Raw genomic sequence first — 25,244 nt, forward strand, 5'->3', positions numbered from 1 at the left:
AGGGCGTCGGGCAACAAGTACCCCCTAGGCATGCACTCACAGGAGGCGTGACCCGCAATGCTCCGCACGATGCTCAAGTCCAAGATCCACCGGGCCACCGTGACCCAGGCCGACCTGCACTACGTCGGCTCGGTCACGGTGGACGAGGACCTGCTCGACGCCGCCGACCTGCTCCCCGGCGAGCTGGTCCACATCGTCGACATCAACAACGGCGCCCGGCTGGAGACCTACACCATCGCCGGCCCGCGCGGCTCCGGCGTCATCGGCATCAACGGCGCCGCCGCCCGGCTGGTCCACCCCGGCGACCTCGTCATCCTCATCGCCTACGGGCAGATGGACACCGCCGAGGCCAAGGGCTACCTGCCCAAGGTCGTCTTCGTCGACGAGCGGAACCGGGTCACCGGCCTCGGCGGCGACCCGGCCGAGGCCGGGGAGGGCAGCGGACTGCTGCGCGGCGACGCGGCGTACCGTGGCGACAACGGCGCGGCCGGCCCGGTCGCGCGCTAAGGAGCCACTGAAGCCATGTCCGTCACCCACCGCCTCACCGCCCCCGCCCCGGGCTGGACCGCCGACACCGACGTCGTCGTGGTCGGCTCCGGCGTGGCCGGGCTCACCGTCGCCCTCAACGTCCGCCGGGCCGGCCTGCGGGCCCTGGTGGTCACCAAGGCGATGCTGGACGACGGGTCCACCCGTTGGGCCCAGGGCGGCATCGCGGCCGCCCTGGGCGAGGGCGACACCCCCGAGCAGCACCTGACCGACACCCTGGTGGCGGGCGCCGGGCTGTGCGACGACGACAGCGTCCGCACCCTGGTCACCGAGGGCCCCGACGCGGTCCGCCGGCTGATCGCGGTCGGCGCGGCGTTCGACCGGGGCGAGGACGGCGACATCCTGCTCACCCGCGAGGGCGGCCACCACCGGAACCGGATCGCGCACTCCGGCGGGGACGCCACCGGCGCCGAGATATCCCGCGCCCTGGTCGAGGCCGTCCGCCGGGACCCGGACCTCGAACTGATCGAGCACGCCCTGGTGCTCGACCTGCTCACCGACGCCGACGGGCACGCCGCCGGGCTCACCCTGCACGTGATGGGCGAGGGCCAGCGGGACGGCGTCGGCGCCGTCCGGGCCCGCGCGGTGGTGCTCGCCACCGGCGGCATGGGCCAGGTCTTCTCGGCCACCACCAACCCGCCGGTCTCCACCGGCGACGGCGTGGCGCTCGCGCTGCGGGCCGGCGCCGAGGCCACCGACCTGGAGTTCGTCCAGTTCCACCCCACCGTGCTCTGGCTCGGCCCCGACGCGGAGGGCCAGCAGCCGCTGGTCTCCGAGGCGGTCCGCGGCGAGGGCGCGCACCTGGTCGACGCCGACGGCGTCCGGTTCATGGTCGGACAGCACGAGCTGGCCGAACTGGCCCCGCGCGACATCGTCGCCAAGGCGATCACCCGCCGGATGCAGGAGCACGGCACCGAGCACATGTACCTGGACGGCCGGCACTTCGGCGCCGAGATGTGGCGGCGGCGCTTCCCCACCATCCTGGCCTCCTGCCTCGCCCACGGCATCGACCCGGTCACCGAGCCGATCCCGGTCGCGCCGGCCGCCCACCACGCCTCCGGCGGGGTGCGCACCGACAACCGCGGCCGGACCTCCGTCCCCGGCCTCTACGCGTGCGGCGAAGTGGCCTGCACCGGGGTGCACGGAGCCAACCGGCTGGCCTCCAACTCCCTGCTGGAGGGCCTGGTCTTCGCCGAGCGGATCGCCGCCGACCTGGCCGCCCGGCACACCGCCGGGGAACTGCCCGAGCGCGTCGTCGACGTCGAGGCGGCCAGGGCCGCCCACCCGGTGCCGCTGCCGGCGCCCGAGGCGCGGGCCGAGATCCAGCGGCTGATGTCGCGCGGCACCGGGGTGCTGCGCTCGGCCGCGTCGATGGCCGCCACGGCGGAGGGGCTGGCCCTGATCACCGGGCAGACCCGCGCCGCCGCCGCCGAGGAGAAGCCGGCCGACCCCCGGGTGGAGACCTGGGAGGCGGCCAACCTGCTGCTGGTCGCCGACGCCATGGTCACCGCCGCCGCGCAGCGCGAGGAGACCCGCGGCTGCCACTGGCGCGAGGACTTCCCGGAGCGCGACGACGCGCACTGGCAACGCCATCTGATCACCACCCTCACCGCCTCCGGCGGACCCGTCAGCACCCTTGAGGAGCCGTAACCACCATGACCGACGCGACCGACGTGACCCACCTGCACGAGCACGAGCACGACGAGCTCCCGCTGGCCGGCGGCTGCGGCGACGGCTGCGCCTGCGGGGACGGCGAGGGCTACGAGACCGGCCTGGACCCCCAGCTCGCCGAGCTGCTGGAGGAGGCCGGCCTGGACCCGGTCGAGGTCGAGGACATCGCGACCCTGGCCCTGGCCGAGGACCTGGCCGGCGGCGAGGACGTCACCTCGGTGGCCACCGTGCCCGCCGACGCCGTCGCCACCGCCGACTTCACCGCCCGCGAGGCGGGCGTGGTGGCCGGTCTGCGGATCGCCGAGGCCGTCGTCTCGCTGGTCTGCGAGGAGGAGTTCGAGGTCGAGCGGCACGTCCAGGACGGCGACCGGGTCGAGGCCGGTCAGGTGCTGCTCTCGGTCCGCTCCCGCACCCGGGACCTGCTGACCGCCGAGCGCAGCGCGCTCAACCTGCTCTGCCACCTGTCCGGCATCGCCACCGCCACCCGCGCCTGGGCGGACGCCCTGGAGGGCACCGACGCGGTGGTCCGGGACACCCGCAAGACCACCCCGGGCCTGCGCGCGCTGGAGAAGTTCGCGGTCCGCTGCGGCGGCGGCTCCAACCACCGGATGGCGCTCTCGGACGCGGCCCTGGTCAAGGACAACCACGTGGTCGCGGCCGGCGGCGTCGCCGAGGCGTTCCGGGCCGTCCGGGCCGCCTACCCGGAGCTGCCGGTCGAGGTCGAGGTCGACACCGTGGAGCAGATCACCCCGGTGCTGGAGGCCGGGGCGGAGCTGATCCTGCTGGACAACTTCACCGTCCCGCAGCTGCGCGAGGCGGTCGCCCTGGTGGCCGGCCGGGCCGAGCTGGAGGCGTCCGGCGGACTCACCCTGGCCACCGCGCGCGAGGTCGCCCAGACTGGGGTGCAGTACCTGGCCGTGGGCGCGCTGACCCACTCCTCGCCGATCCTGGACATCGGCCTGGACCTGCGCGCCTGACCGTCCGTCCGTCCGCCCTGCCCGTTCGCCCGTTCGCCCGCTGGTCCTCGACGCAGAAAGCGCCTGATGCTGCTCACCATCGACGTCGGCAACACCCAGACCACCCTCGGCCTGTTCGGCGGTGAGGAGGTGGTCGAGACCTGGCGGATCTCCACCGACCCGCGCCGCACGGCGGACGAGCTGGCGGTGCTGCTGCACGGCCTGATGGGCTCGCAGGGATCGCGCACCGCGATCGCGGACGCGAAGGTCGAGGGCCTGGCGATCTGCTCCTCCGTCCCCTCCGTGCTCCACGAGTTCCGCGAGGTGGCGCGCCGGTACTACGGCGACGTCCCCGCGGTGATCGTGGAGCCGGGGGTGAAGACGGGGGTGCACGTCCTCATGGACAACCCCAAGGAGGTCGGCGCCGACCGGATCGTCAACGCGCTGGCCGCCAACCACCTCTACGGCGGCCCCTGCATCGTGGTCGACTTCGGCACCGCCACCACCTTCGACGCGGTCAACGCCCGCGGCGACTACGTCGGCGGCGCGATCGCCCCCGGCATCGAGATCTCGGTCGAGGCGCTCGGCAACCGCGGCGCGCTGCTGCGCAAGATCGAGCTGACCCGCCCGCGCAACGTGATCGGCAAGAACACCGTCGAGGGCATGCAGTCCGGCATCCTCTACGGCTTCGCCGGACAGGTCGACGGCCTGGTCGACCGGATGGCCCGGGAGCTGTCCAAGGACCCCGACGACGTCCAGGTGATCGCCACCGGCGGCCTGGCCCCGCTCGTCCTCGGCGAGGCCGGCTCGCTCGACGTCCACGAGCCCTGGCTCACCCTCATCGGCCTGCGCCTGGTCTTCGAGCGCAACCGCCCGAGCTGACCGGGGGACGCCCCGCAGCGTCCGAACGTGGGGGTTCGGCGCGACACTACCGACAAATCGGATATTCCTCACGTAGTGTCAACCCATGCCTACGCCACACGGATCGCGCGGCGGCATGGCCTTCAGCGCCGACGAAGTCCGCGTGCTGCGCCGCGCCCTCGCCCAAGCCCTGCACCCCGCCGCCCCCGCCCACCTCCAGCTCCCCGACCGGCCGGTGTACGCCGGTCTGGGGGCCGCCCTGTGGGCCGAGGACGTCCAGGACGCACTGCGCCTGACCGAGGCGATCGACGAGGCCGCCCAGGAGGGCGGCCGGCTGCGCGCCTTCCTCCTCGCCGACCTCGGCCGCTACCGGGCCGCCCTGCCCGGCAGCGCCAGCGGCTACCTGGAACGGCTGGAGGAGGCGGTGACCGACGGCTACCTGCCCGCGCCGGAGGACCTCACCGCCCTGCGCGGACTGTCGCGCCAGCCGTGCGGCCAGCACGAGCGCTCCCGCCGCTCCCGGCTCGCCGGGCGCTGCCACGCGCTGGCCGAGGCCGCCGTCCGCGAACGACTCGCCCTCACCAGCGGCCAGCGCCACCTCGTCGCCGTACCGAGCCCCGCCGCACCCCCGAGCAGTCCCCTCATCCCTGTTGGAGGACGGATCCCGATGAGCAGCACCGAGCACCCCGCCGAGCAGCCCGCCGCCGCCCGCACGGGCGCCCCCCGCGGCCCGCAGGACCAGCAGCCCGGGCGCCCCCACCGGATGCCCACTCCCGCCGAACTGTTCGGCCGCCGGCCCAAGGCGTCGGCCCACCCGGACCGGCCGGTCCACCCGGCCGAACCCGAGGACCTGGAACTGGCCACCGGCACCGGCTGAAACCCGCTCCGCCACCGCCTCCCGGGGAGGCCGCGCCGCACCGAGCGGCCCGGCCTCCCCGGTCCGTCCATCGACAATTCCGCCCCCCGAGGGGTCGTTCGGATCACAACTGGATAACCATCACCGCGCGCGCCGCCGGATCGCTCCCGTCCTGTACGAATTGATGGACGATCAACCGGCTTGACGTCCGTCCGGCCGTCCATAGGGTCACGGGGACACCCCACGATCAAGAGGATCCCCGTGAACTCGACCCGTACGCGCCGGGTGCTCGGCTCGGCCGCGGCGACGGCCGTCGCCACCCTGTCCGTCGGCACGCTCGCCGTCCCCGCCCACGCCGCGGCACCGGCCCTCGTGCTCGACGTCGGCGCCCTGGTCCAGATCCCGGGCGAGCCGACCACCCAGCCGCAGTTCGGCGAGAACGTCTTCATCCGGATCGGCCGGACCGGAACCGCCCCGGTCCCGGGCGCCAGGCTCACCCTCGACACCTCCGGGCTGGACGGCGTCGCCGCGCTCACCGCCTCCGGCGGCCGCTGCGTCACCGCGGCCCGGACGATCAGCTGCGACCTCGACAACCTGAGCAGCCCGAACGTCAACCTCACCGACCACCTGTGGCTGAGCGCCGTGCCCGGGGTCAGGGCCGGTACCAGGGGCGTGGTGCACGCCGCGCTGACCGCACCCGGCGCCGAGTCGGCGACCAAGGACTTCGCGGTCGAGGTCGGCGGAGCCGTGTTCCGGACCGCCGGGATCCCCCTCAAGGAGCACACCAAGGTCGGCAGCACTTTCACCCCGGCCGTGCGGTTCGCCAACCGCGGCGGCGTCTCGGCCGCCCGGGCGGTCGTCGAGGTCATGATGCTGCCCGGGTTGAAGGTCGAGAACTGGCCGTCCAACTGCGAGTACGCCACCGACCCGGGCCAGCTCGGCCAGGAGGGCTTCGGCACACCGATCGCGACCACGTACGGCATCTGCACCGTCGAGGGCGAGATCCTGCCCAACGAGCCGGTCCGGCTCAACGGCCTCGACCTGACCGTCACCCCCGAGGCCCGGTACACCTTCGCGGACTTCTCGGTCTTCGCCGATCCCGACGCGGCCGCCGCCCAGGCCCCGGCGCTGCGCGAGCGGCTGGCCTTCCGACGCGGCACCGGCGCGCCCGCCACCCTGACCCGGGACTCCGCCGAGGGCATCCCCTCCGGCTACCCCGACATCAACGGCCACTTCACCGAGCAGGAGGTACTCGCGGACAACGGCGCCGACTTCGTCCTGACCGGCACCTGGACCCCGGACGCCTCCGGCCGCGCCGGCACGCTCACCGTCACGGCCGCCAACCGGGGCCCGGCCTCGATCTTCGACCGCAGCGGCGGCGAGGGCACGCCGTACGTCCGGATCCAGTTGCCCGAGGGCGCCACGGTCACCGACCTGCCCAGGAACTGCCGTGCGAACGACCAGGTCCTGGGGGAGCCGCAGGGCCACCCGCTCAACAAGTTCGACTGCGAGGTCTTCGACTTCTACATGGCGAACGGCGATTCCAGCACCCAGGTCCTGGGCCTGCGGCTGGACGAGGGCACCGGCCCGCTGTCCGCCACCGTGTCGTTCCAGAACCAGCTCAGCGAGTTCGAGGAGGGCTACCCGAGCGCCCCGATGAGCTGGGACCCCGACCCGGGCAACGACCGGATCAAGGTCGCGCTGCGCTCGGCCGCCGCGCCCGGGACCCCCGCCCCGGACGGCGGCACCGGGACCGGGACGCCGACCGGGCCGGTCGTCCCGGCCTCGGCGACGGACCCCGCCCGCACCGGGACCGGCACCGCCGCGGCCGGCGACGGCACCGCCACCCCCTCGGCCGGCCGGACCGGCACGGCGGGCACCACCACGACGGCCAGGACGACCGGGACCACCGGCACGGCGGCGCCCGGCCTCGCGGACGGCGGCGAGCTGGCCGACAGCGGCCGCGGCGACGCCGTCCCGCTGGCCTGGGCCTCCGCCACCGCGCTGGCCCTGGGCGGCGCGGCGCTCCTCGCCTCCCGCCGCCTCGGCCGCCGGCACTCCTGAGCCCCTCGCGCGGGGCGCGGGCGGGCGCACCCGCCCCCGCCCCGCGCGGCGCGGTAATCCCGTGGCGGAGCACCAGTACGGGCTGGCTACCCTGGTGGGGTGAGCGATCAGAGTCCCATCACCGCGACCGACGACCTTCCCGAGCAGATGCGCGTCCGGCGCGAGAAGCTGGACCGGCTCCGGGCCGCCGGCATCGACCCGTACCCGGTCGGGTTCCCCCGCACCAGCACCATCGCCGACCTCCGGGCCAAGCACCCGGACCTGGCCCCGGACACCGCGACCGGCGAGCGGACCGGCATCACCGGCCGGGTGATCCTCTCCCGCACCGGCGGCAAGCTCTGCTTCGCGACCCTGCGCGACGGCTCCGGCGACCTCCAGGTGATGCTGTCCCTGGACAAGCTGGGCGAGGAGCGGCTGGCCGCCTGGAAGTCGGACATCGACCTGGGCGACCAGGTCGGCGTCGAGGGCGAGGTGATCACCTCCCGCCGCGGCGAGCTGTCGGTGATGGTGGACCGCTGGGAGCTCACCGCCAAGTGCCTGCGCCCGCTGCCGGACAAGCACAAGGGCCTGACCGACCCCGAGGCCCGGGTCCGCCAGCGGTACGTGGACCTGATCGTCAACCCCGAGGCCCGCGAGATCCTGCACCTGCGCTCCAAGGTGGTCCGGTCGATCCGCCGCACCTACGAGGAGCGCGGCTACATCGAGGTCGAGACCCCGATGCTGCAGCCGGTGCACGGCGGCGCCAACGCGCGTCCGTTCAAGACGCACATCAACGCCTACGACATCGACCTCTTCATGCGGATCGCCCCCGAGCTCTACCTCAAGCGGCTGGTGGTCGGCGGCGCGGAGAAGGTCTTCGAGATCAACCGCAACTTCCGCAACGAGGGCGCGGACTCCACCCACAACCCGGAGTTCACCTCGCTGGAGTCCTACGAGGCGTACGGCGACTACGACACCCAGGCCGAGCTGATCCGGGCCACCATCGTCAACGCGGCCCGGGACGCGCTGGGCACCACGGTGATCAAGGGCCTGGACCCGCACGGCGTGGAGCACGAGATCGACCTGGCCGAGCCCTGGGCCGAGGTCGGCGTCTACCCCGGCATCTCCGCCCACCTCGGCGTCGAGGTCACCCCGGAGACCGGCGTCGAGGAGCTGCGCAAGCTGGCCTCCGAGCACGGCATCCCCTTCGAGAAGGAGTGGGGCCACGGCCAGATCGTGCTGGAGATGGTCGAGCGCCTGCTGGAGGAGAACGCCGTCCGGCCGACCTTCATCAAGGACTACCCGACCGAGGTCTCCCCGCTGACCCGCCAGCACCGCTCGGTCCCGGGCGTGGCCGAGAAGTGGGACCTGGTGATCTTCGGCACCGAGATCGGCACCGCCTACTCCGAGCTGATCGACCCGGTCGAGCAGCGCGCCCGCCTCACCGCGCAGTCCCTGCTCGCGGCCGGCGGCGACGTCGAGGCGATGCAGGTCGACGAGGACTTCCTGCGGGCCCTGGAGTACGCGATGCCGCCCACCGGCGGCCTCGGGCTCGGGGTGGACCGCCTGATCATGCTGCTCACCGGCAAGAACATCCGGGAGACCGTGCTCTTCCCGCTGGTGAAGCCGGAACCCAAGGCGTCCGCCGGTGCGGCGGAGCAGACCGAGGAGGAGTGACCTGATGGACTACGTCAGCGCGATCGTCCCGCCGCTGGTGATGGCGATCGGCTTCGGCTTCCTGGTGCGGGCCATCATCCGCACCCAGGGCGGTGCCCAGAAGGCCAAGGAGGATCTGGTCGACTGAGCGGCCGCGCCGCCCGGCAGTCGCCGGACGCCCCGGTGCACCCCGCGCCGCCATTCCCGGATTCCGGGGGTGGCGGCGCGCCGGTTTCGCGGCACTTCACAAGATTTGCCCCGTTCACTCCCTATCCTGGCCGGACTATGGTCCGGCAACTCGGCGAACTTGAGAACGCCATCATGACCCGGGTGTGGCAGTGGAACCGGCCGGTCACGGTTCGCGAGGTCCTTCTGGATCTGCGATCGGAACGGGAAATCGCGTACACCACGGTGATGACCGTCCTGGACAAGCTGCACCGAAAGGGCTGGCTCCGCCGGGAGCGCGTCGGCCGGGCCTATCGATATGAACCGGTCTCCTCGCGCGAGGCGTACACGGCGGCCCTGATGAACGACGCGTGGGCCACCGGCGACAATCCGGCCGCGGCCCTGGTGCACTTCTTCGGCCTGATGTCACCGGAGCAACGGGAGGCGCTGCGGGACGCCTTGCGGGTGGCCGCTCTGTTCCCGTCCGATCCGGTGGCCCCGGATTCCCCGCGGAGCGGGCCGGAGAGCGGGCCGGAGAACGGGCCGGAGAACGAACCCCGGAGCGGACCCGGGAGCGGACCGGATACCGGGGAGACCGGATCGGGGCCGGCACGATAACGTCCCGCCATGGAGGTCACCATCCGCCGGGCGCGGACCACGGACGTGCGGGCAGTGCGCGGGCTCATCGACACCTACTCGCGTGACGGGATTCTGCTCGACAAGCCCACCGTCACGCTGTTCGAATCGGTGCAGGAGTTCTGGGTCGCGGAACGCGACGACAACGGGACGGTGGTGGCCTGCGGCGCGCTCCACGTCATGTGGGAGGACCTCGCCGAGGTCCGCACACTCGCCGTCGACGAGTCCTGCCGAGGTCACGGCGTCGGGCACCTGCTGCTGGAGAAGCTGCTGGAGACCGCCCGCTGGCTCGGCGTCCGTCGGATTTTCTGCTTGACGTTCGAGGTCCCGTTCTTCGCGAAACACGGTTTCGTGGAGATCGGAGAGACCCAGGAAACCGATGATGGTACGACAGACCCGGCGGCGATCGCTACGGATGTCTATGAAGAACTTCTCCGCTCGTACGATGAAGGTGTTGCCGAGTTCCTCGACCTGGAGCGGGTGAAGCCCAACACGCTGGGCAACTCACGCATGCTGCTGCACCTGTGAGCCGCCCCCGGACGGTCAGGGGTTTGTGTTTTCCGGAGAAAGGCGCTTTCCTTTCCTTAGGCAAAGGGTCGTTTAGCGGAAAGGGAAGCCCGTGGCACAGAGGGTGCAGGTCATTCTTGAAGACGATCTCGACGGCGGGTCGGCGGACGAGACGGTGACGTTCGCCCTGGACGGCGTTGCCTACGAGATCGATCTGAAGAGCGCCAACGCGGACAAGCTCCGCGGTCTGCTGGCGCCGTACGTCGAGAAGGGGCGCAAGCAGAGCGGCCGGCTCGCCGGCCCCCGCCGCGCGGGCCGCAGCGCCGCCCCGCGCCCGTCCGGCAGCGTCCCGGACACCGCCAAGATCCGCGCGTGGGCCAAGGAGCAGGGCCTGGAGGTCAACGACCGCGGTCGTGTCCCCAGCAATGTGCGCGAAGCCTACGAGAAGGCCAACGCGGCCTGATCCGGGCGACCGCCGGCCGCCCTGACGGGTCCGGCGCCCCTGGCTCCGGCCGGGGCGTCCACGGCACACGCGCGGGGCGCGGAGGGATCCCCTCCGCGCCCCGCGGCGTACCTCCGGGCGGCGCCGCGGGGGCCCGGCGCGGGCACGGCCGCCCGTTCGGGCAGCGGGCCGGGCACGGGCTCGGGCGGCAGAACGGTCACGGCCTGTGCAACGCTGGAAGGGCGAAGCGGTCACGCGGACGCCACCGGGATGGCGTACCGGCCACCGCGGCCGCGGCTGACCGACCGTCAGCGGCGGCCGACTTCTCGCCAGGCGAACACCGCCACCGCGGAAACTGCGCGAGAACCGCCCCGATACCGGGTATGAATGCAGATGGACGGGGTCCGTGACCCCGTCCGGAGCAGTACGCGTGACCGGTCGGACGCGGTCGGAAGCCCACCCACTGCGCCGCGGCGGCGGTTGTTCGCCGATGGCGTAGCGGTATCCGGTGCATCCGGCCCGCGTGCGGGAACACCGTCTCCCAACATCGGGTTGGGATTGGTGTCGGCTGGTCGCGCAGCATGTCGTTCCCCGCGAGGGGAGCGAATCCGTGGGCCGCGCCGCTGAGCGGGACTAGCATGCGGAAGGACAGGGCGGGGACGGACCCCGAACTGCCCGACCGCTCTGAGGAGCGATAAACGATGTTCGAGAGGTTCACCGACCGCGCGCGGCGGGTTGTCGTCCTGGCTCAGGAAGAAGCCCGGATGCTCAACCACAACTACATCGGCACCGAGCACATCCTCCTGGGTCTGATCCACGAGGGTGAGGGTGTCGCCGCTAAGGCCCTGGAGAGCCTCGGGATTTCTCTTGAGGCCGTTCGCCAGCAGGTCGAGGAGATCATCGGTCAGGGCCAGCAGGCCCCGTCCGGTCACATTCCCTTCACCCCCCGGGCCAAGAAGGTCCTGGAGCTGTCGCTGCGGGAGGCCCTGCAGCTCGGCCACAACTACATCGGCACCGAGCACATCCTGCTCGGCCTGATCCGCGAGGGCGAGGGCGTCGCGGCCCAGGTCCTGGTGAAGCTGGGCGCCGACCTGAACCGGGTCCGTCAGCAGGTCATCCAGCTGCTCTCCGGTTACCAGACCCCCGGTGGCAAGGAGTCGGCCACGGCCGGCGGGCCGGCCGAGGGCACCCCGTCGACCTCGCTGGTCCTGGACCAGTTCGGCCGCAACCTCACCCAGGCCGCCCGCGAGGCCAAGCTCGACCCGGTGATCGGGCGCGAGAAGGAGATCGAGCGGGTCATGCAGGTGCTGTCCCGCCGCACCAAGAACAACCCGGTCCTGATCGGTGAGCCCGGCGTCGGCAAGACCGCCGTCGTCGAGGGCCTGGCGCAGGCGATCGTCAAGGGCGAGGTCCCGGAGACGCTCAAGGACAAGCAGCTCTACACGCTGGACCTGGGCGCCCTGGTGGCCGGCTCCCGCTACCGCGGTGACTTCGAGGAGCGCCTGAAGAAGGTCCTCAAGGAGATCCGCACCCGCGGCGACATCATCCTGTTCATCGACGAGCTGCACACCCTGGTCGGCGCGGGCGCCGCCGAGGGTGCCATCGACGCCGCCTCGATCCTCAAGCCCATGCTGGCCCGCGGTGAGCTCCAGACCATCGGTGCCACCACGCTCGACGAGTACCGCAAGCACCTGGAGAAGGACGCCGCGCTGGAGCGCCGCTTCCAGCCGATCCAGGTCGCCGAGCCCTCGCTGCCGCACACCATCGAGATCCTCAAGGGCCTGCGCGACCGCTACGAGGCCCACCACCGGGTCTCGATCACGGACGCCGCCCTGGTCGCCGCCGCCACCCTGGCCGACCGGTACATCTCGGACCGCTTCCTGCCGGACAAGGCCATCGACCTGATCGACGAGGCCGGCTCCCGGATGCGCATCCGCCGGATGACCGCGCCGCCGGACCTCCGCGAGTTCGACGAGAAGATCGCCGACGTGCGCCGCGAGAAGGAGAGCGCGATCGACGCGCAGGACTTCGAGAAGGCCGCGTCCCTGCGCGACGACGAGAAGCAGCTCCTGCAGGCCAAGGCCAAGCGCGAGAAGGAGTGGAAGGCCGGCGACATGGATGTCGTCGCGGAGGTGGACGAGGAGCTCATCGCCGAGGTCCTGGCCACCGCCACCGGCATCCCGGTCTTCAAGCTGACCGAGGAGGAGACCTCCCGGCTGCTGCGCATGGAGGACGAGCTGCACAAGCGCGTCATCGGCCAGAAGGACGCCATCAAGGCGCTCTCCCAGGCCATCCGGCGCACCCGGGCGGGCCTCAAGGACCCGAAGCGCCCCGGCGGCTCGTTCATCTTCGCCGGCCCGTCCGGCGTCGGTAAGACCGAGCTGTCCAAGACGCTCGCCGAGTTCCTCTTCGGCGACGAGGACGCGCTGATCGCGCTGGACATGTCGGAGTTCTCGGAGAAGCACACCGTCTCCCGGCTCTTCGGCTCGCCCCCCGGCTACGTCGGCTACGAGGAGGGCGGCCAGCTCACCGAGAAGGTGCGCCGCAAGCCGTTCTCCGTCGTGCTCTTCGACGAGGTGGAGAAGGCCCACCCGGACATCTTCAACTCGCTGCTGCAGATCCTGGAGGACGGTCGCCTGACCGACTCCCAGGGCCGCGTGGTCGACTTCAAGAACACCGTCATCATCATGACGACCAACCTCGGCACCCGGGACATCTCCAAGGGCTTCAACCTGGGCTTCGCGGCCCAGGGCGACAGCCAGACCGGGTACGACCGGATGAAGGCGAAGGTCGGCGAGGAGCTCAAGCAGCACTTCCGCCCCGAGTTCCTGAACCGCGTCGACGACATCGTGGTCTTCCACCAGCTGTCCGAGGAAGACATCATCAAGATCGTCGACCTCATGATCGACAAGGTGGACGAGCGGCTCAAGGACAAGGACATGGGCCTGGAGCTCAGCGTCGAGGCCAAGAAGCTGCTGGCCAAGCGCGGCTACGACCCGCTCCTGGGCGCCCGGCCGCTGCGCCGGACCATCCAGCGCGAGATCGAGGACCACCTCTCCGAGAAGATCCTCTTCGGCGAGCTGCGGGCCGGCCACATCGTGGTCGTCGGGGTCGAGGGCGAGGGCAAGGAAGCGAAGTTCACCTTCCGCGGCGAGGAGAAGTCCGCGGTCGCGGACACCCCGGCCGCCGTCGCCTCGCCGGGTCCGGACCTGACGAAGTAGCAACATTTAACAGACAACATCAACGGTTAGGGCCCCCGACGTTCGCGTCGGGGGCCCTGACCGTTTTTCGCGCGCCCGCCGAAACTGTGATCAGGACCACGAACCGGCAGGTCGCTGGCCTGAACGGGGGCCGGTGCGGGTGCGACCGAAGCCGTGGTCATCTTTAATGACAATGATGTTGACAGTGCGTCAGCTGATACGAAGTTGCGGAGGATAGCGCTGTGGCCATGTCACGGTCAAGGTCTATCTTTTCCGTCCACGCTTGGATCAAATGTCGTCCACCTGTCTTTCATTGGTTTACCGGAAGGCCAAGAGCCGGACGGTTTGGGGAGGACGTCACAACGTTGAAGATGACCAGGAAAGCCGCTTCGGTCGTGTCGATCGCGGCTGTCATAGCCGCACTCGGCGCGGGACTGCTCCCGAGCACGGCGGTCGCCGCCGGCTCCGCCCCCGTCCCGCAGGACCCGGCCGACGCCGTTCAGACCAGCACTGAGCACAACATTCCCGGCCCGCTGACCGAGAAGGTCGAGGCCGAGCAGAAGGCCGCGACCGAGCAGCTGCTCGCCGGCACCGCCCAGATCGAGCAGCACGGCGGCGGCTCCAGCATCAAGCTGGGCAAGGACAAGTACGTCGAGCTCGCCCGCGAGCGCACGGACAAGATCTTCACCATCCTGGTGGAGTTCGGCGACGAGGTCGACAACACGACCAAGACGCCGGACGGCAAGATCAAGTACGGCGGCCAGCCCGGCCCGCAGCGCAACCAGATCGAGAAGCCGGACGCCGCGACCAACAACTCCACCCTCTGGCAGGCTGACTACAACCAGCAGCACTACCAGGACCTGTACTTCAACAAGTCCGGCGACTCGCTGAAGACCTACTACGAGAAGCAGTCCTCGGGCCGCTACTCGGTCGACGGCCAGGTCACCGACTGGGTGAAGATCAAGTACAACGAGGCGCGCTACGGCTCGGACTACTGCGGCCAGCACGTCTGCGCCAACGCGCAGGACCTGATCCGCGACGCGATCGACACCTGGGTCACCGACCAGAAGGCCAAGGGCCAGACGGACGCGCAGATCCAGGCCACCATCGCGCAGTACGACCAGTGGGACCGGTACGACTACAACCACGACGGCAACTTCAACCAGCCCGACGGTTACATCGACCACTTCCAGATCGTGCACGCCGGTGAGGACCAGTCGGCCGGCGGCGGCAAGCAGGGCACTGACGCCCTGTGGGCCCACCGCTCGTACGTCTACGGCACCGGCGCCGGCACCACCGGCCCGGCCACCAACAAGCTCGGCGGCACCCCCGTCGGCAGCACCGGTGTCTGGGTCGGCGACTACACCATGCAGCCCGAGAACGGCGGCCTCGGTGTCTTCGCCCACGAGTACGGCCACGACCTCGGTCTGCCGGACCTCTACGACACCTCCGGCAGCGGCATCGACAACTCGGTCGGCTTCTGGTCGCTGATGTCGTCCGGCTCCTGGCTCGGCGAGGGCAAGAACTCGATCGGCGACATGCCGAACGACCTCGACGCCTGGAGCAAGCTCAAGCTCGGCTGGCTGAAGTTCGACAAGGCCAAGGCCGGCACCGAGTCGACCCACCACATCGGCCCGGTCGAGTACAACAGCGCGCTCCCGCAGGCGCTCGTCGTCGACCTGCCGAAGAAGTCGGTCACCACCAACATCAACAAGCCCTTCGCGGGTGCCAACGAGTGGTGGAGCGGCAGCGCCGACGACCTGAACGTCTCGCTGACCCGTGACGTCGACCTGACCGGCAAGACCAAGGCCGCGCTGTCGGCCAAGGGCTGGTACGACATCGAGCAGGACTTCGACTACGGCTACGCCGAGGTCTCCACCGACGGTGGCGCCACCTGGGCCGCCCTGGAGGGCACCTACAACGGCGTCGCGCTGCCGAAGGACCCCTCCGGCAAGGCTTCGCTGACCGGTAACTCGGCCGACAAGTGGGGCGACCTGGTCTTCCCGCTGGACGCCTACGCCGGCAAGGCCGTCAAGGTCCGCTTCCGCTACACCACCGATGGCGGCCTGCACCTCAAGGGCCTGGCCCTGGACGACATCGCGGTGTCGGCCGACGGCGCCACCGTCTTCACCGACGGTGCCGAGAACGGTGACAACGGCTGGACCGCCAAGGGCTTCTCGCGGAGCACCGGCTCGTTCACCAACGACTACAACCAGTACTACATCGCGGAGAACCGGCAGTACGTCTCGTACGACCGCACCCTCAAGGTCGGCCCGTACAACTTCGGCTTCGCCGACAAGCCGCTCTTCGTCGAGCACTACCCGTACCAGGCCGGTCTGCTGATCTGGTACTGGGACGAGTCGCAGACCGACAACAACGTCACCAACCACCCGGGCCAGGGCCTGCTCCTCCCGGTCGACTCGCACCCGGCCCCGCTGAAGTGGAAGGACGGCTCGCTGATGCGCCCGCGCATCAACGGCTACGACTCCACCTTCGGCTCGCGCCGCACCGACGGTCTGACCCTGCACAAGGCGGGCGTCGAGACGGTCATCCCGAAGTCGAAGGGTGTCGACGAGTTCTCCGACCTGAAGTCCTACTGGTCGAAGGACAACCCGTACAGCAGCGTCATCGTCCCGAAGACGGGCACCAGCATCGAGGTCGAGAACGAGTCCTCGAACTACCTGGAGACCTGGATCCGCGTCCGCCCGGTCGACAACTGATCGAACCGAGCTCTGACGCCCGGTCCGTGACCAGGCACCGCTGAGCCGATCCGGCCCGCTCCCGCACCCGCGGGGGCGGGCCGGATTCTTTGTACCCGGACGGACGAAACCCGCCGGGCGGGTGGTGATCCTCACAGCGCCCGGGGCCGGTACGAGCGGGAGTAGTAGGACGGCGGCTCGGCGGGCGCCCACCCTCCTCCCCCGAACGGAGCATCCGATCACATGATCATTACTCCGTCGGTTTGAATCTCCGGCTCGATGCTGACTACACGCCGTAGTACGTCACACGGTTTGGGAGTCCGCTCGGTGACGGTTACACCTGAGTGGTCCCCCACTCAGCACGCCCGAACGGGCTCAGCGTGCTGCCCCCGTACGTGTTCGTGAGGTTCCGATGTCTCCTGTACCGCCTCTGGGGCCGACCCTGTGCCGGCTCGCCGACGCCTTCCTTCGGCAGACCGACCGGAACCGCTCCACCACCGCCGCCGCGGCCGGAGCGGCCGTCCTGACCGGCGCCCTGCTCCTCACCACCGCGGGCAGCGCCTCGGCGCAGACCGTCGCCCCGACCACCCCCGGCAGCTCGGTGTTCACCGCGCCGCACGGCGCGGCCCCGGCCCCGGCACTGGTCCAGGTCGCCGGCCCCAGCCCGTACACCATGCCCTCCGAGCAGTCCTCGGCCCAGGACGCGGTGGCGATCGCCGCCAATCTGCTGACTGAGCAGGCCGGCGCCCCGGCACCGTCCGCCGACCAGGCCCAGGCCCAGGCCCAGGACCAGCACCAGGGCGAGGGCCAGGGCGAGGAGGCGGCGCCCGCCGCCGAGCCCGAGCCCGCCGCGGCGGAGGAGGCTCCCGCCGCCCCGGCGCCGGCTGCCCCTGCGCCGGCCCCGGCCCGGCAGTGGTCCGCACCGATCCCGGGTGCGCCGACCAGCAACCCCTACGGCGTGCGCAACGCCGAGTACGCCGCCGGGTACCACACCGGCGTGGACTTCGCGGTCTCCCCCGGCACCGCGCTGCTCGCGGTCGGCAACGCCACGGTGGTGTCGGCCGGCTGGGACGGCGCGTACGGCAAGGAGGTCGTGCTGCGGCTGGCCGACGGCCGTTTCGCCCAGTACGCGCACATGTCGGCGCTCGCGGTGTCGCCGGGCCAGAAGGTCGCCGCCGGGCAGCAGATCGGCCGTTCGGGCAACACCGGCAACTCGACCGGGCCGCACCTGCACTTCGAGATCCGCTCCGCCAACCAGTACGGCGCGGTGATCAACCCGATCGCCTACCTCGCCGCGCGCGGGGTCACCGACTTCTGATCCGGGACGGTCGGGTGCGCGGGGGCTCGGCGCGATCGGCTGCACGGGTGCACGGGTGCACGAGCCGATCGGGGCGCCGGGGGGGCGCTCAGTCCGTCGGCGCGGGCCTGACGATCAGTCGGCAGATCTCCAGCGCCACGTGCTGGGCCGCCTCGACCGCCTCCTCGCGAGTGGCCTCGGCGACCGGGATGTCCCCGACGTAGCGGTCCACCTCGGGCCGCTTGTCCTGGTGCAGCAGGAAGAGCGCCGAGTTGATGGTGAACAGGGACATCATCGCCCGCAGCCGGTCCTCGAAGCTCGCCCCGGGGCCGTGCACCAGCCGGACCAGGGCCGTCATGCGGTCCCGGAACTCCTGACCGGCCTGCAGGTCGCGCAGCGCGGGCTGGTTCTCCTGGAAGAAGCGCAGCAGCGGCGCCCGCTCGGCCATCCCGGCCGCGAACCGACGGATCAGCTCGTCCCGCACCTCGGGGGTCCAGGTCTGCTCGCGCCCCCAGACGATCAGCTCGTCGATCGGCGCGGCGGTGGTCGCCACGATGCCGTGGACGATGTCTTCCTTGGTCTTGAAGTGGTAGTAGAGCGCGGCCTTGGTGACGCCCAGCCGGTCCGCGATCTCCCGCAGTGAGGTGCGCTCGTAGCCCTGCTCGGAGAAGAGCTCCAGGGCGATCGCGACGATCCGCGCCCGGGTGTCGCTACGGGGGCTCTGCGTCGTGCCCATCGCCTGCCTCTGACTGCGTCGTGATTCGGTCCCGGCGACCTGCGGCCGCCGCGGTACGAGCGACGGGCGCCCCGACCGGCGACCACTGGTGCGCCCATTCTTCCTGCCCCGGGAGCCCGCCGAGAAACTGGCTTGACGACCGGCTAGTGAACAACCTACCGTGCCCACGGTCCACAAACTAGCCGGGCGACAAGTAAGGGGGGCTTCCGCAGGCCCCACCGGTCGCCCGCCCCCTGCCCGGGAGTCCCACCCATGTCACACCCCAAGGCCGGCAACGCGGCCCCCGAGAAGCAACCGGCCGAGGACGAGCAGCCCCGTTCGGCCCGCGAGATCCGCCTGGTCATGATCGGCCTCGTGGTCACCATGCTGCTCGCCATGCTCGACGGCCTGATCGTCGGCACCGCGATGCCGACGATCGTCGGCGAGCTCGGCGGCGCCGAACACCTCTCGTGGGTGGTCACCTCGTACACCCTGGCCACCGCCGCCTCCACCCCGATCTGGGGCAAGCTCGGCGACCTCTACGGCCGCAAGGGCGTGTTCCTCACCTCGATCGTGATCTTCCTGGCGGGCTCGGCGCTCTCCGGCCTCTCCCAGGACATGACCGAGCTCATCGGCTTCCGCGCCCTCCAGGGCCTGGGCGCCGGCGGCCTGATGGTCGGCGTGATGTCGATCATGGGCGCGCTGGTCCCGCCGCGCGACCGCGGCAAGTACCAGGGCATGTTCGCCGCGGTGATGGCGCTCGCCACCATCGGCGGCCCGCTGGTCGGCGGCTTCATCACCGACCACCTGAACTGGCGCTGGACCTTCTACATCAACCTGCCGCTCGGCGCCGTCGCGCTCGCCGTCGTCGTGGTCACCCTTAAGCTGCCGACGGTCCGCAGCAAGGCCAGGATCGACTACCTCGGCGCGCTGCTGCTCACCACCGGCATCACCTCGCTCACCCTGATCACCACCTGGGGCGGCCAGGAGTACGCCTGGGGCTCGAAGCAGATCCTCGGCCTGAGCGCGCTGGCCGCGTCCTCCCTGATCGGCTTCTGCTATGTGGAGCAGCGGGTCGAGGAGCCGATGCTGCCGCTGTCGCTGTTCAAGAACCTGAACTTCACCCTGGTCTCGATCATCGGCTTCGCGGTCGGCTTCGTGATGTTCGGCTCGACCGTCTTCCTCCCGCTCTACCAGCAGACCGTGCAGGGCGCCTCGGCGACCAACTCCGGCCTGCTGCTGATGCCGATGATGTTCGGGATGCTGGTCGTCTCGCTGGTGGTCGGCCAGGCGGTGACCAAGACCGGCAAGTACCGGATCTACCCGATCATCGGCACCGTCGTGATGACCGCCGGCATGGCGCTGCTGTCCACCCTCTCCACCGACACCTCGGGCTTCACCTCCGCCTGCTGGATGGTGGTGCTCGGTGCCGGCATGGGCTTCCTGATGCAGATCACCATGCTGGTCGCGCAGAACAGCGTCGAGCTCAAGGACATGGGTGTGGCCAGCTCCACCGCCACCCTGTTCCGCACCATCGGCGGCTCCTTCGGTGTGGCGCTCTTCGGCGCGCTGTTCAACAACCGGGTCACCGAGACCATGAACGAGCGGCTCGGTTCGGCCGCCGGGGCGGGTTCCGCGCAGGGCGCCGACCCGGCCCAGCTGAGCCCGAACGCGCTCAAGGCACTGCCCGCGCCGGTGCAGGACGCCTACCACCACGCGGTGGCCAACGGCATCCACACCGTCTTCCTCTGGGGCGCGGCCGCCGCCGTGATCGCGGTCGCCGCCGCGGTCTTCGTGCGGGAGGTGCCGCTGCGCGGGGCCGGCGGGCCGCCCGCCGAGGAGGGCGGGACCGGCAAGGTCGCCCCGGCGGCCGGCAACACCGAGGCCGTCGCGATCTGACCCGGTCGGCCGCCGGAACGCACGGGGCCCCCGCTCGCCGAACCGGCGGGCGGGGGCCCTTCGTTCCGTTCCGGGGCCGGAGGCGCCGGCGGGACCCCGGGACTACCGGGGCAGCCGGTAGACGCCCTGCTCGACCGGTTCGACCAGTCCGTCGGCGACCAGCCCGTCCAGGGCGCGGGCCCGCTGCACGGCGTCCGGCCAGACCGCGTCCAGCCGGGACTGCGGCACCTCGCCGTGCGCCTCGCGGAGCACCGCGAGCAGCTTGCCGCGCGCCTGGCGGTCGGTGCCCTCGTAGGTCTGGCCGCGCCGGGCCGGACCCTCGTACGGCGGCCGGCCGGCCCGCTGCCAGGCGCAGGAGGTGAACAGCGGGCAGTCCCCGCACTCCGGACCCCGGGCCGTGCAGACCAGCGCGCCCAGCTCCATCACGGCGACCGCCCAGGTGGCGGCCGTGCGGTCGGTGGCGGGCAGCAGCGCGGTCGCGGTCCGCCGCTCGGCCGCCGTGGTGGCCTGGGCCGGGTACTCGACCCCGGTCACGGCCCGGGCGAACACCCGCCGGACATTGGTGTCCAGCACCACGTGCCGCTGGCCGAAGGCGAAGGAGGCCACCGCCGCGGCGGTGTACTCGCCGACCCCGGGCAGCGAGAGCAGGGTCGCGTGGTCGTCCGGGACCTCACCGCCGTGCTTCCCGGTGATCGCCACCGCGGCGCCGTGCAGCCGCAGCGCCCGGCGCGGGTAGCCCAGCCGCCCCCACATCCGGACGGCCTCGCCGGGCGCCTCGGCGGCCAGGTCGGCCGGGGTCGGCCAGCGCTCCATCCAGGTCTCCCAGACCGGCAGCACGCGCTTCACCGGGGTCTGCTGGAGCATGAACTCGCTGACCATCACGGCCCAGGGCGAGGCGTCCGGCGTCCGCCAGGGCAGGTCCCTGGCGCTGGCCGCGTACCAGTCGAGGACGGTCGCGTGCAGGACCGGCAGTGGCAGTCCGAGCTTCGGCAGGACCTCGGCGGGCGCGTCGGGACCCGGCGGCGCGGCGGAGGTCGCGGGTGCGGGGAGGACGGGGGTGACGGTGTTCGCAGCCATGGCCCTTCGATCCTCCCACGCCCGGACCGGCCACCGAAGTGGATCATTGGATTCCGCTTCTATGTGCAAAACACCCCATTCAGCCTCGCCCGAACGGCGCAAATGGCGGATCATGTGAAGGAAGGGGTGAGTGTGCGGTGTTGGTGCGTCAAGGGGCACACACTGTCTCGTAGAGTTTGGGCGTGCCCTCTCTCCGTCAACCCGTAGGACCGCTGCCGGCCTCGATCTACTGGCGTCGGCGTGTCGTCGTGATCGTCGCCGCCGTCGCGGTCGCCGCCCTCGTCATCTGGCTGATGACCGATCAGGGCGGGGGTGGCGACGGAGCGAAGGACAAGGCCGCACAGGCCGTACCGACCCAGTCCCAGAACCAGACGCCGGCCCAGGCGATCACGCCGGGCGCCTCGCCGAGCGGACCGGCCAACAACTCCCGACCCGGCAGCGGCAGTGGCGGCGGCAGCGCCTCCGGCGGCGCCGTGGGCGGCTCCGGCGGCGGCGATGTCAGCCTCAGCACCGGGGGCACGACCGGTGGCGGTACCGCCCCGGCACCCGCCACCGGCGGGGCGGCGGGCGGCGGCACGGGCGGCTCCGGAAGCACCTCGGGCGGCACGGGTGGTGGCGCGGGCGGCACCGGCGGAAGCGCCTCGGGCGGCGGCGGTACGGCCGGCGGCGGCCAGCCCCCCGTCAACACCACCGAGATCATGGCCCTGCCGGTCTGCGCCTCCTCCCAGGTGACGCTCAATCTGGCCAGCGCCCAGAACTCCTACCAGCCCAAGGACAAGCCCAAGCTGGCGCTGACCATCAACAACTCCTCCGCCGCCACCTGCCGGGTGGACCTGGGCCGGACCGCCTCCGCGATCACCGTCACCGCCAGCAACGGCGAGCGGATCTGGTCCTCCGGCGACTGCCCGGCCGACCGGGGCAGCGCCTGGGTCCAGCTCCCCGCCAACGGCGGGCTGACCGAGACCTTCGGCTGGGACCGGGTCCGCAGCAAGCCGCAGTGCGCGACCGCCGATCCGGCGACCGCCCCGGCCGGCAACTACCTGGTGGTGGCCGACCTCACCGGCCTCTCCGGCGGCCAGGCGTCGGCCCGCTCCCCGATCCGCCTGGAGAACTGAGGCCGGTCCCCCCGTGACGGGCGGAAGGCCCGGACCGTTCGCACGGTCCGGGCCTTCCGCCCGTCACGGGCCCGGTGGTCCGGGCGGGACCGCGTCCGGTCAGACGTAGCGCTCCAGGATGGACGATTCGGCAAGACGGGACAGGCCCTCGCGGACCGAGCGGGCCCGGGTCTCGCCGACGCCCTCGACCGTCTGCAGGTCGTCGATGCTGGCCGCCAGCAGCTTCTGCAGTCCGCCGAAGTGCTCCACCAGGCGCTCTATCACCGTGTTGGGCAGCCGCGGGATCTTGGCCAGCAGCCGGTAGCCGCGCGGCGAGACCGCCGAGTCCAGGGACTCCGGCGTGCCCGAGTAACCGAGCGCCTTGGCCACCGTGGTGAGGTCGAGCAGCTCGGCGTGGGTCAGCGCCTCCAGGTCGGCCAGGACCTCGGTGACGGTCCGGCCCTTCTTGGCGGCGCGCTCCGGGAAGTAGTCCCGGGCGACCAGCTCACGCTCCGGCTCCACGCCCGCGATCAGCTCGTCCAGCTGGAGCGAGAGCAGTCGGCCGTCGATTCCGAGCTCCAGCACGTAGCCGGCGATCTCGGTGGCAATCAGCCGGACCATCTCCAGCCGCTGCGCGACGGCGGTGACGTCCCGGACCGTCACCAGGTCCTCGATCTCCAGCGCGGAGAGCGTGCCCGCCACCTCGTCCAGGCGCAGCTTGTAGCGCTCCAGGGTGGCCAGCGCCTGGTTGGCGCGCGACAGCACGGTGGTGGAGTCCTCCAGCACCCGGCGGGTGCCGTTGACGTACATGGCGATCAGCCGCATCGAGTGCGAGACCGCCACCACCGGGAAGCCGGTCTGCCGGTTGACCCGTTCGGCGGTGCGGTGCCGGGTGCCGGTCTCGTCGGTCGGGATGGTGGAGTCCGGCATCAGGTGGACGCCGGCCCGGACGATCTTGGTGATGTCCTTGTCCAGCACCACGGCGCCGTCGAGCTTGCACAGCTCGCGCAGCCGGGTCGCGGTGAACTCGACGTCGAGCACGAAGCCGCCGGTGCAGATCGGCTCGACCGTCTTGTCGAAACCGAGCACGATCAGACCGCCGGTGTTGGCCCGGAGCACCCGCTCCAGGCCGTCACGCAGTGCGGTGCCGGGGGCGATGGCGGTGAGGGAGGCCCGCAGCAGGGCCTCCTCGCGGGAGGACTTGTCCGCCCGGTCGCTGGCTGCCACGTGACTCCTCCGGTCGACCCCGTACCGGGCGCCTCGTGCGGGGGGCGCCGGCCTGCGGTCTGTTGCTCTGTCGCTTAGTACTGCCTTGTCACCAATGAGACAGGGGAAAGTCTAACTGCGTGCGGCAACGACAGGGCTTGGGTCAGTGGAGTTCGTCGGAGTCGAGCGGCTCCCACCCCTCCATGAGCTCCTCCGGGTGGGCCACCGGCCGGTGCGCCCGGGGGGCCGGCGGCGCCGACGGGGCCTCAGCCCTGGGCTTCGCGGCGGCCCGACGACGGCCCGGCAGCGCGCGCAGCGCCTCTCCGATGTCCGCCACCTCGACCACCTTCATGCCCGGCGGGACCTTGCCCGGGTCCGGCGGGACGAGCGCGTGGGTGAAGCCCAGCCGGTGCGCCTCGGCCAACCGCCGCTGCACACCCGTCACCCGCCGGACCTCACCGGCCAGACCGACCTCGCCGATCGCGACCAGGTTGCTGGGCAGCGGGGTGTCCGAGGAGGAGCTCGCCACCGCGAGGGCGACCGCGAGGTCCGCCGAGGGCTCGGAGAGCTTCACCCCGCCGACGGTGGCGGTGTAGATGTCCTGCTTGCCGAGCTTCACCCCGCCGTGGCGCTCGACCACGGCGAGGATCATCGCGATCCGGGGCGACTCCAGACCGGAGGTGGTCCGGCGGGGCGAGGGGATCTGCGAGTCCACCATCAGCGCCTGCACCTCGGCGACCAGGGGGCGCTTCCCTTCCAGGGTCACGGTCAGGCACGTCCCGGGCACCGGCTTGTCACGCCTGGTCAGGAAGAGGCCGGACGGGTCGGCCAGGCCCTCGATGCCCTCGTCGTGCAGCTCGAAGCAGCCGACCTCGTCGGTCGCGCCGTACCGGTTCTTGATCCCGCGGATGATCCGCAGCCGGGCGTGGCGGTCGCCCTCGAAGCTCAGGACGACGTCGACCAGGTGCTCCAGCAGGCGGGGGCCGGCGATCTGGCCGTCCTTGGTGACGTGGCCGACCAGCAGGGTGGCCATGCCCCGGTCCTTGGAGGCCCGGATCAGCGCGCCGGCCACCTCGCGGACCTGGGCCGGGCCGCCGGGCGCGCCGTCCAGCTCGGCGGAGGCGATGGTCTGCACCGAGTCCAGGACCAGCAGGCCGGGGTCGACCGCCTCGATGTGGCCGAGGACGGCGCCGAGGTCGGACTCGGCCGCCAGGTACAGGTGGTCGGAGAGCGCGTTGATCCGGTCGGCGCGCAGCCGCACCTGGCCGGCCGACTCCTCGCCGGTGACGTAGAGGGTGCGGTGCTGGGCGCCGGATGCCTTGGCCGCGACGTCCAGCAGCAGGGTGGACTTGCCGACGCCGGGCTCCCCGGCCAGCAGCACCACGGCGCCCGGGACCAGGCCGCCGCCGAGCACCCGGTCCAGCTCGGGCACGCCGGTGGAGCGGGCCGTCGCCACCTGGCCGTCGACCTGGGCGATCGGGCGGGCGGGCGAGCTGACCGGCCCGGCGGCCGTGGTCCGGATCGGCACGGCGCCGTACTCCTCGACCGTGCCCCAGGCGTTGCACTCCGGGCAGCGGCCGACCCACTTGGGCAGCTGGTTGCCGCACTCGGTGCAGCGGTAGGCCGGGCGCGGCTTGGCGGTGGTCTTGGTACGGGCAGCCATGCGGTCACCGTAGCGCCCGGGTACGACAACGCGGGCGGCGGACGGTCCGGGGCGC

Annotated in this window: 20 protein-coding genes; 16 read left to right on the top strand and 4 right to left on the bottom strand. The window is 71.8% G+C overall.

Annotated features, from left to right (window positions below; translation table 11 throughout):
* Positions 1 to 57 precede the first annotated feature (57 nt).
* The 14 genes from panD to ACIQ9P_RS16745 all read left to right on the top strand — a co-directional run bounded on the left by panD (position 58) and on the right by ACIQ9P_RS16745 (position 17,556).
* The gene (panD, locus tag ACIQ9P_RS16680) at positions 58 to 507 is read left to right on the top strand and encodes an aspartate 1-decarboxylase (protein WP_402355591.1); all 450 of its coding nucleotides are present in this window, start codon (positions 58 to 60) and stop codon (positions 505 to 507) included.
* Positions 508 to 522: 15 nt separating this feature from the next.
* Positions 523 to 2,196 (top strand): L-aspartate oxidase, encoded by a 1,674-nt coding sequence (locus ACIQ9P_RS16685; RefSeq protein ID WP_402355593.1) that lies wholly within the window; start codon positions 523 to 525, stop codon positions 2,194 to 2,196.
* Between the two features lie 5 nt (positions 2,197 to 2,201).
* Positions 2,202 to 3,194: a carboxylating nicotinate-nucleotide diphosphorylase gene (nadC, locus tag ACIQ9P_RS16690; RefSeq protein WP_402355595.1), complete on the top strand. Its 993-nt coding sequence runs from the start codon at positions 2,202 to 2,204 to the stop codon at positions 3,192 to 3,194.
* A gap of 66 nt (positions 3,195 to 3,260) precedes the next feature.
* The gene (locus tag ACIQ9P_RS16695; protein ID WP_045937965.1) at positions 3,261 to 4,055 is read left to right on the top strand and encodes a type III pantothenate kinase; all 795 of its coding nucleotides are present in this window, start codon (positions 3,261 to 3,263) and stop codon (positions 4,053 to 4,055) included.
* Positions 4,056 to 4,140: 85 nt separating this feature from the next.
* A complete protein-coding gene (locus ACIQ9P_RS16700; RefSeq protein WP_402355598.1) occupies positions 4,141 to 4,911 on the top strand; it encodes a hypothetical protein in 771 nt (256 codons plus the stop codon).
* A gap of 240 nt (positions 4,912 to 5,151) precedes the next feature.
* Positions 5,152 to 6,954, top strand: coding sequence for a hypothetical protein (locus ACIQ9P_RS16705; protein ID WP_402355600.1), 1,803 nt, complete (start codon positions 5,152 to 5,154; stop codon positions 6,952 to 6,954).
* A 99-nt stretch (positions 6,955 to 7,053) separates the two neighbouring features.
* A complete protein-coding gene (gene lysX / locus ACIQ9P_RS16710) occupies positions 7,054 to 8,610 on the top strand; it encodes a bifunctional lysylphosphatidylglycerol synthetase/lysine--tRNA ligase LysX (protein WP_402355602.1) in 1,557 nt (518 codons plus the stop codon).
* 4 nt (positions 8,611 to 8,614) lie between these two features.
* On the top strand, positions 8,615 to 8,737 hold the full coding sequence (locus tag ACIQ9P_RS16715) for a hypothetical protein (RefSeq protein WP_030393758.1): 123 nt from the start codon (positions 8,615 to 8,617) through the stop codon (positions 8,735 to 8,737).
* Positions 8,738 to 8,772: 35 nt separating this feature from the next.
* Positions 8,773 to 9,372, top strand: a complete 600-nt coding sequence (locus ACIQ9P_RS16720; RefSeq protein ID WP_402355604.1) for a BlaI/MecI/CopY family transcriptional regulator — start codon at positions 8,773 to 8,775, stop codon at positions 9,370 to 9,372.
* A gap of 9 nt (positions 9,373 to 9,381) precedes the next feature.
* Positions 9,382 to 9,918, top strand: a complete 537-nt coding sequence (locus tag ACIQ9P_RS16725) for an amino-acid N-acetyltransferase (protein WP_402355606.1) — start codon at positions 9,382 to 9,384, stop codon at positions 9,916 to 9,918.
* 91 nt (positions 9,919 to 10,009) lie between these two features.
* Positions 10,010 to 10,360 carry an Lsr2 family protein gene (locus tag ACIQ9P_RS16730; protein WP_045937970.1) on the top strand — a complete coding sequence of 117 codons (351 nt, stop codon included), beginning with the start codon at positions 10,010 to 10,012 and terminating at the stop codon, positions 10,358 to 10,360.
* Positions 10,361 to 11,040: 680 nt separating this feature from the next.
* Complete coding sequence (locus ACIQ9P_RS16735) at positions 11,041 to 13,560, top strand: ATP-dependent Clp protease ATP-binding subunit (RefSeq protein ID WP_402355608.1); 2,520 nt, start codon at positions 11,041 to 11,043, stop codon at positions 13,558 to 13,560.
* 350 nt (positions 13,561 to 13,910) lie between these two features.
* Positions 13,911 to 16,259: an immune inhibitor A domain-containing protein gene (locus tag ACIQ9P_RS16740; RefSeq protein ID WP_402355610.1), complete on the top strand. Its 2,349-nt coding sequence runs from the start codon at positions 13,911 to 13,913 to the stop codon at positions 16,257 to 16,259.
* Positions 16,260 to 16,650: 391 nt separating this feature from the next.
* On the top strand, positions 16,651 to 17,556 hold the full coding sequence (locus tag ACIQ9P_RS16745; RefSeq protein WP_402355612.1) for a M23 family metallopeptidase: 906 nt from the start codon (positions 16,651 to 16,653) through the stop codon (positions 17,554 to 17,556).
* Positions 17,557 to 17,644: 88 nt separating this feature from the next.
* Here the strand turns inward: ACIQ9P_RS16745 and ACIQ9P_RS16750 are convergent, their stop codons facing one another.
* Positions 17,645 to 18,271 (bottom strand): TetR/AcrR family transcriptional regulator, encoded by a 627-nt coding sequence (locus tag ACIQ9P_RS16750; protein WP_402355614.1) that lies wholly within the window; start codon positions 18,269 to 18,271, stop codon positions 17,645 to 17,647.
* 252 nt (positions 18,272 to 18,523) lie between these two features.
* Between ACIQ9P_RS16750 and ACIQ9P_RS16755 the strand changes: the two genes are divergently transcribed.
* A complete protein-coding gene (locus tag ACIQ9P_RS16755; RefSeq protein ID WP_402355616.1) occupies positions 18,524 to 20,149 on the top strand; it encodes an MDR family MFS transporter in 1,626 nt (541 codons plus the stop codon).
* Between the two features lie 102 nt (positions 20,150 to 20,251).
* Here the strand turns inward: ACIQ9P_RS16755 and ACIQ9P_RS16760 are convergent, their stop codons facing one another.
* Positions 20,252 to 21,226 carry an A/G-specific adenine glycosylase gene (locus ACIQ9P_RS16760; protein WP_402355618.1) on the bottom strand — a complete coding sequence of 325 codons (975 nt, stop codon included), beginning with the start codon at positions 21,224 to 21,226 and terminating at the stop codon, positions 20,252 to 20,254.
* A gap of 182 nt (positions 21,227 to 21,408) precedes the next feature.
* Here ACIQ9P_RS16760 and ACIQ9P_RS16765 point away from each other — a divergent pair, with 182 nt between their 5' ends.
* Positions 21,409 to 22,341 (top strand): hypothetical protein, encoded by a 933-nt coding sequence (locus ACIQ9P_RS16765; protein ID WP_402355620.1) that lies wholly within the window; start codon positions 21,409 to 21,411, stop codon positions 22,339 to 22,341.
* A gap of 99 nt (positions 22,342 to 22,440) precedes the next feature.
* On the opposite strand, the gene disA is transcribed toward ACIQ9P_RS16765, so the two are convergent.
* Complete coding sequence (disA, locus tag ACIQ9P_RS16770; RefSeq protein ID WP_051741604.1) at positions 22,441 to 23,547, bottom strand: DNA integrity scanning diadenylate cyclase DisA; 1,107 nt, start codon at positions 23,545 to 23,547, stop codon at positions 22,441 to 22,443.
* A gap of 142 nt (positions 23,548 to 23,689) precedes the next feature.
* Positions 23,690 to 25,189, bottom strand: a complete 1,500-nt coding sequence (gene radA / locus ACIQ9P_RS16775) for a DNA repair protein RadA (protein ID WP_402355622.1) — start codon at positions 25,187 to 25,189, stop codon at positions 23,690 to 23,692.
* Positions 25,190 to 25,244 lie beyond the last annotated feature (55 nt).

The sequence above is a fragment of the Kitasatospora sp. NPDC094019 genome (assembly GCF_044764505.1).
Lineage (GTDB): Bacteria > Actinomycetota > Actinomycetes > Streptomycetales > Streptomycetaceae > Kitasatospora.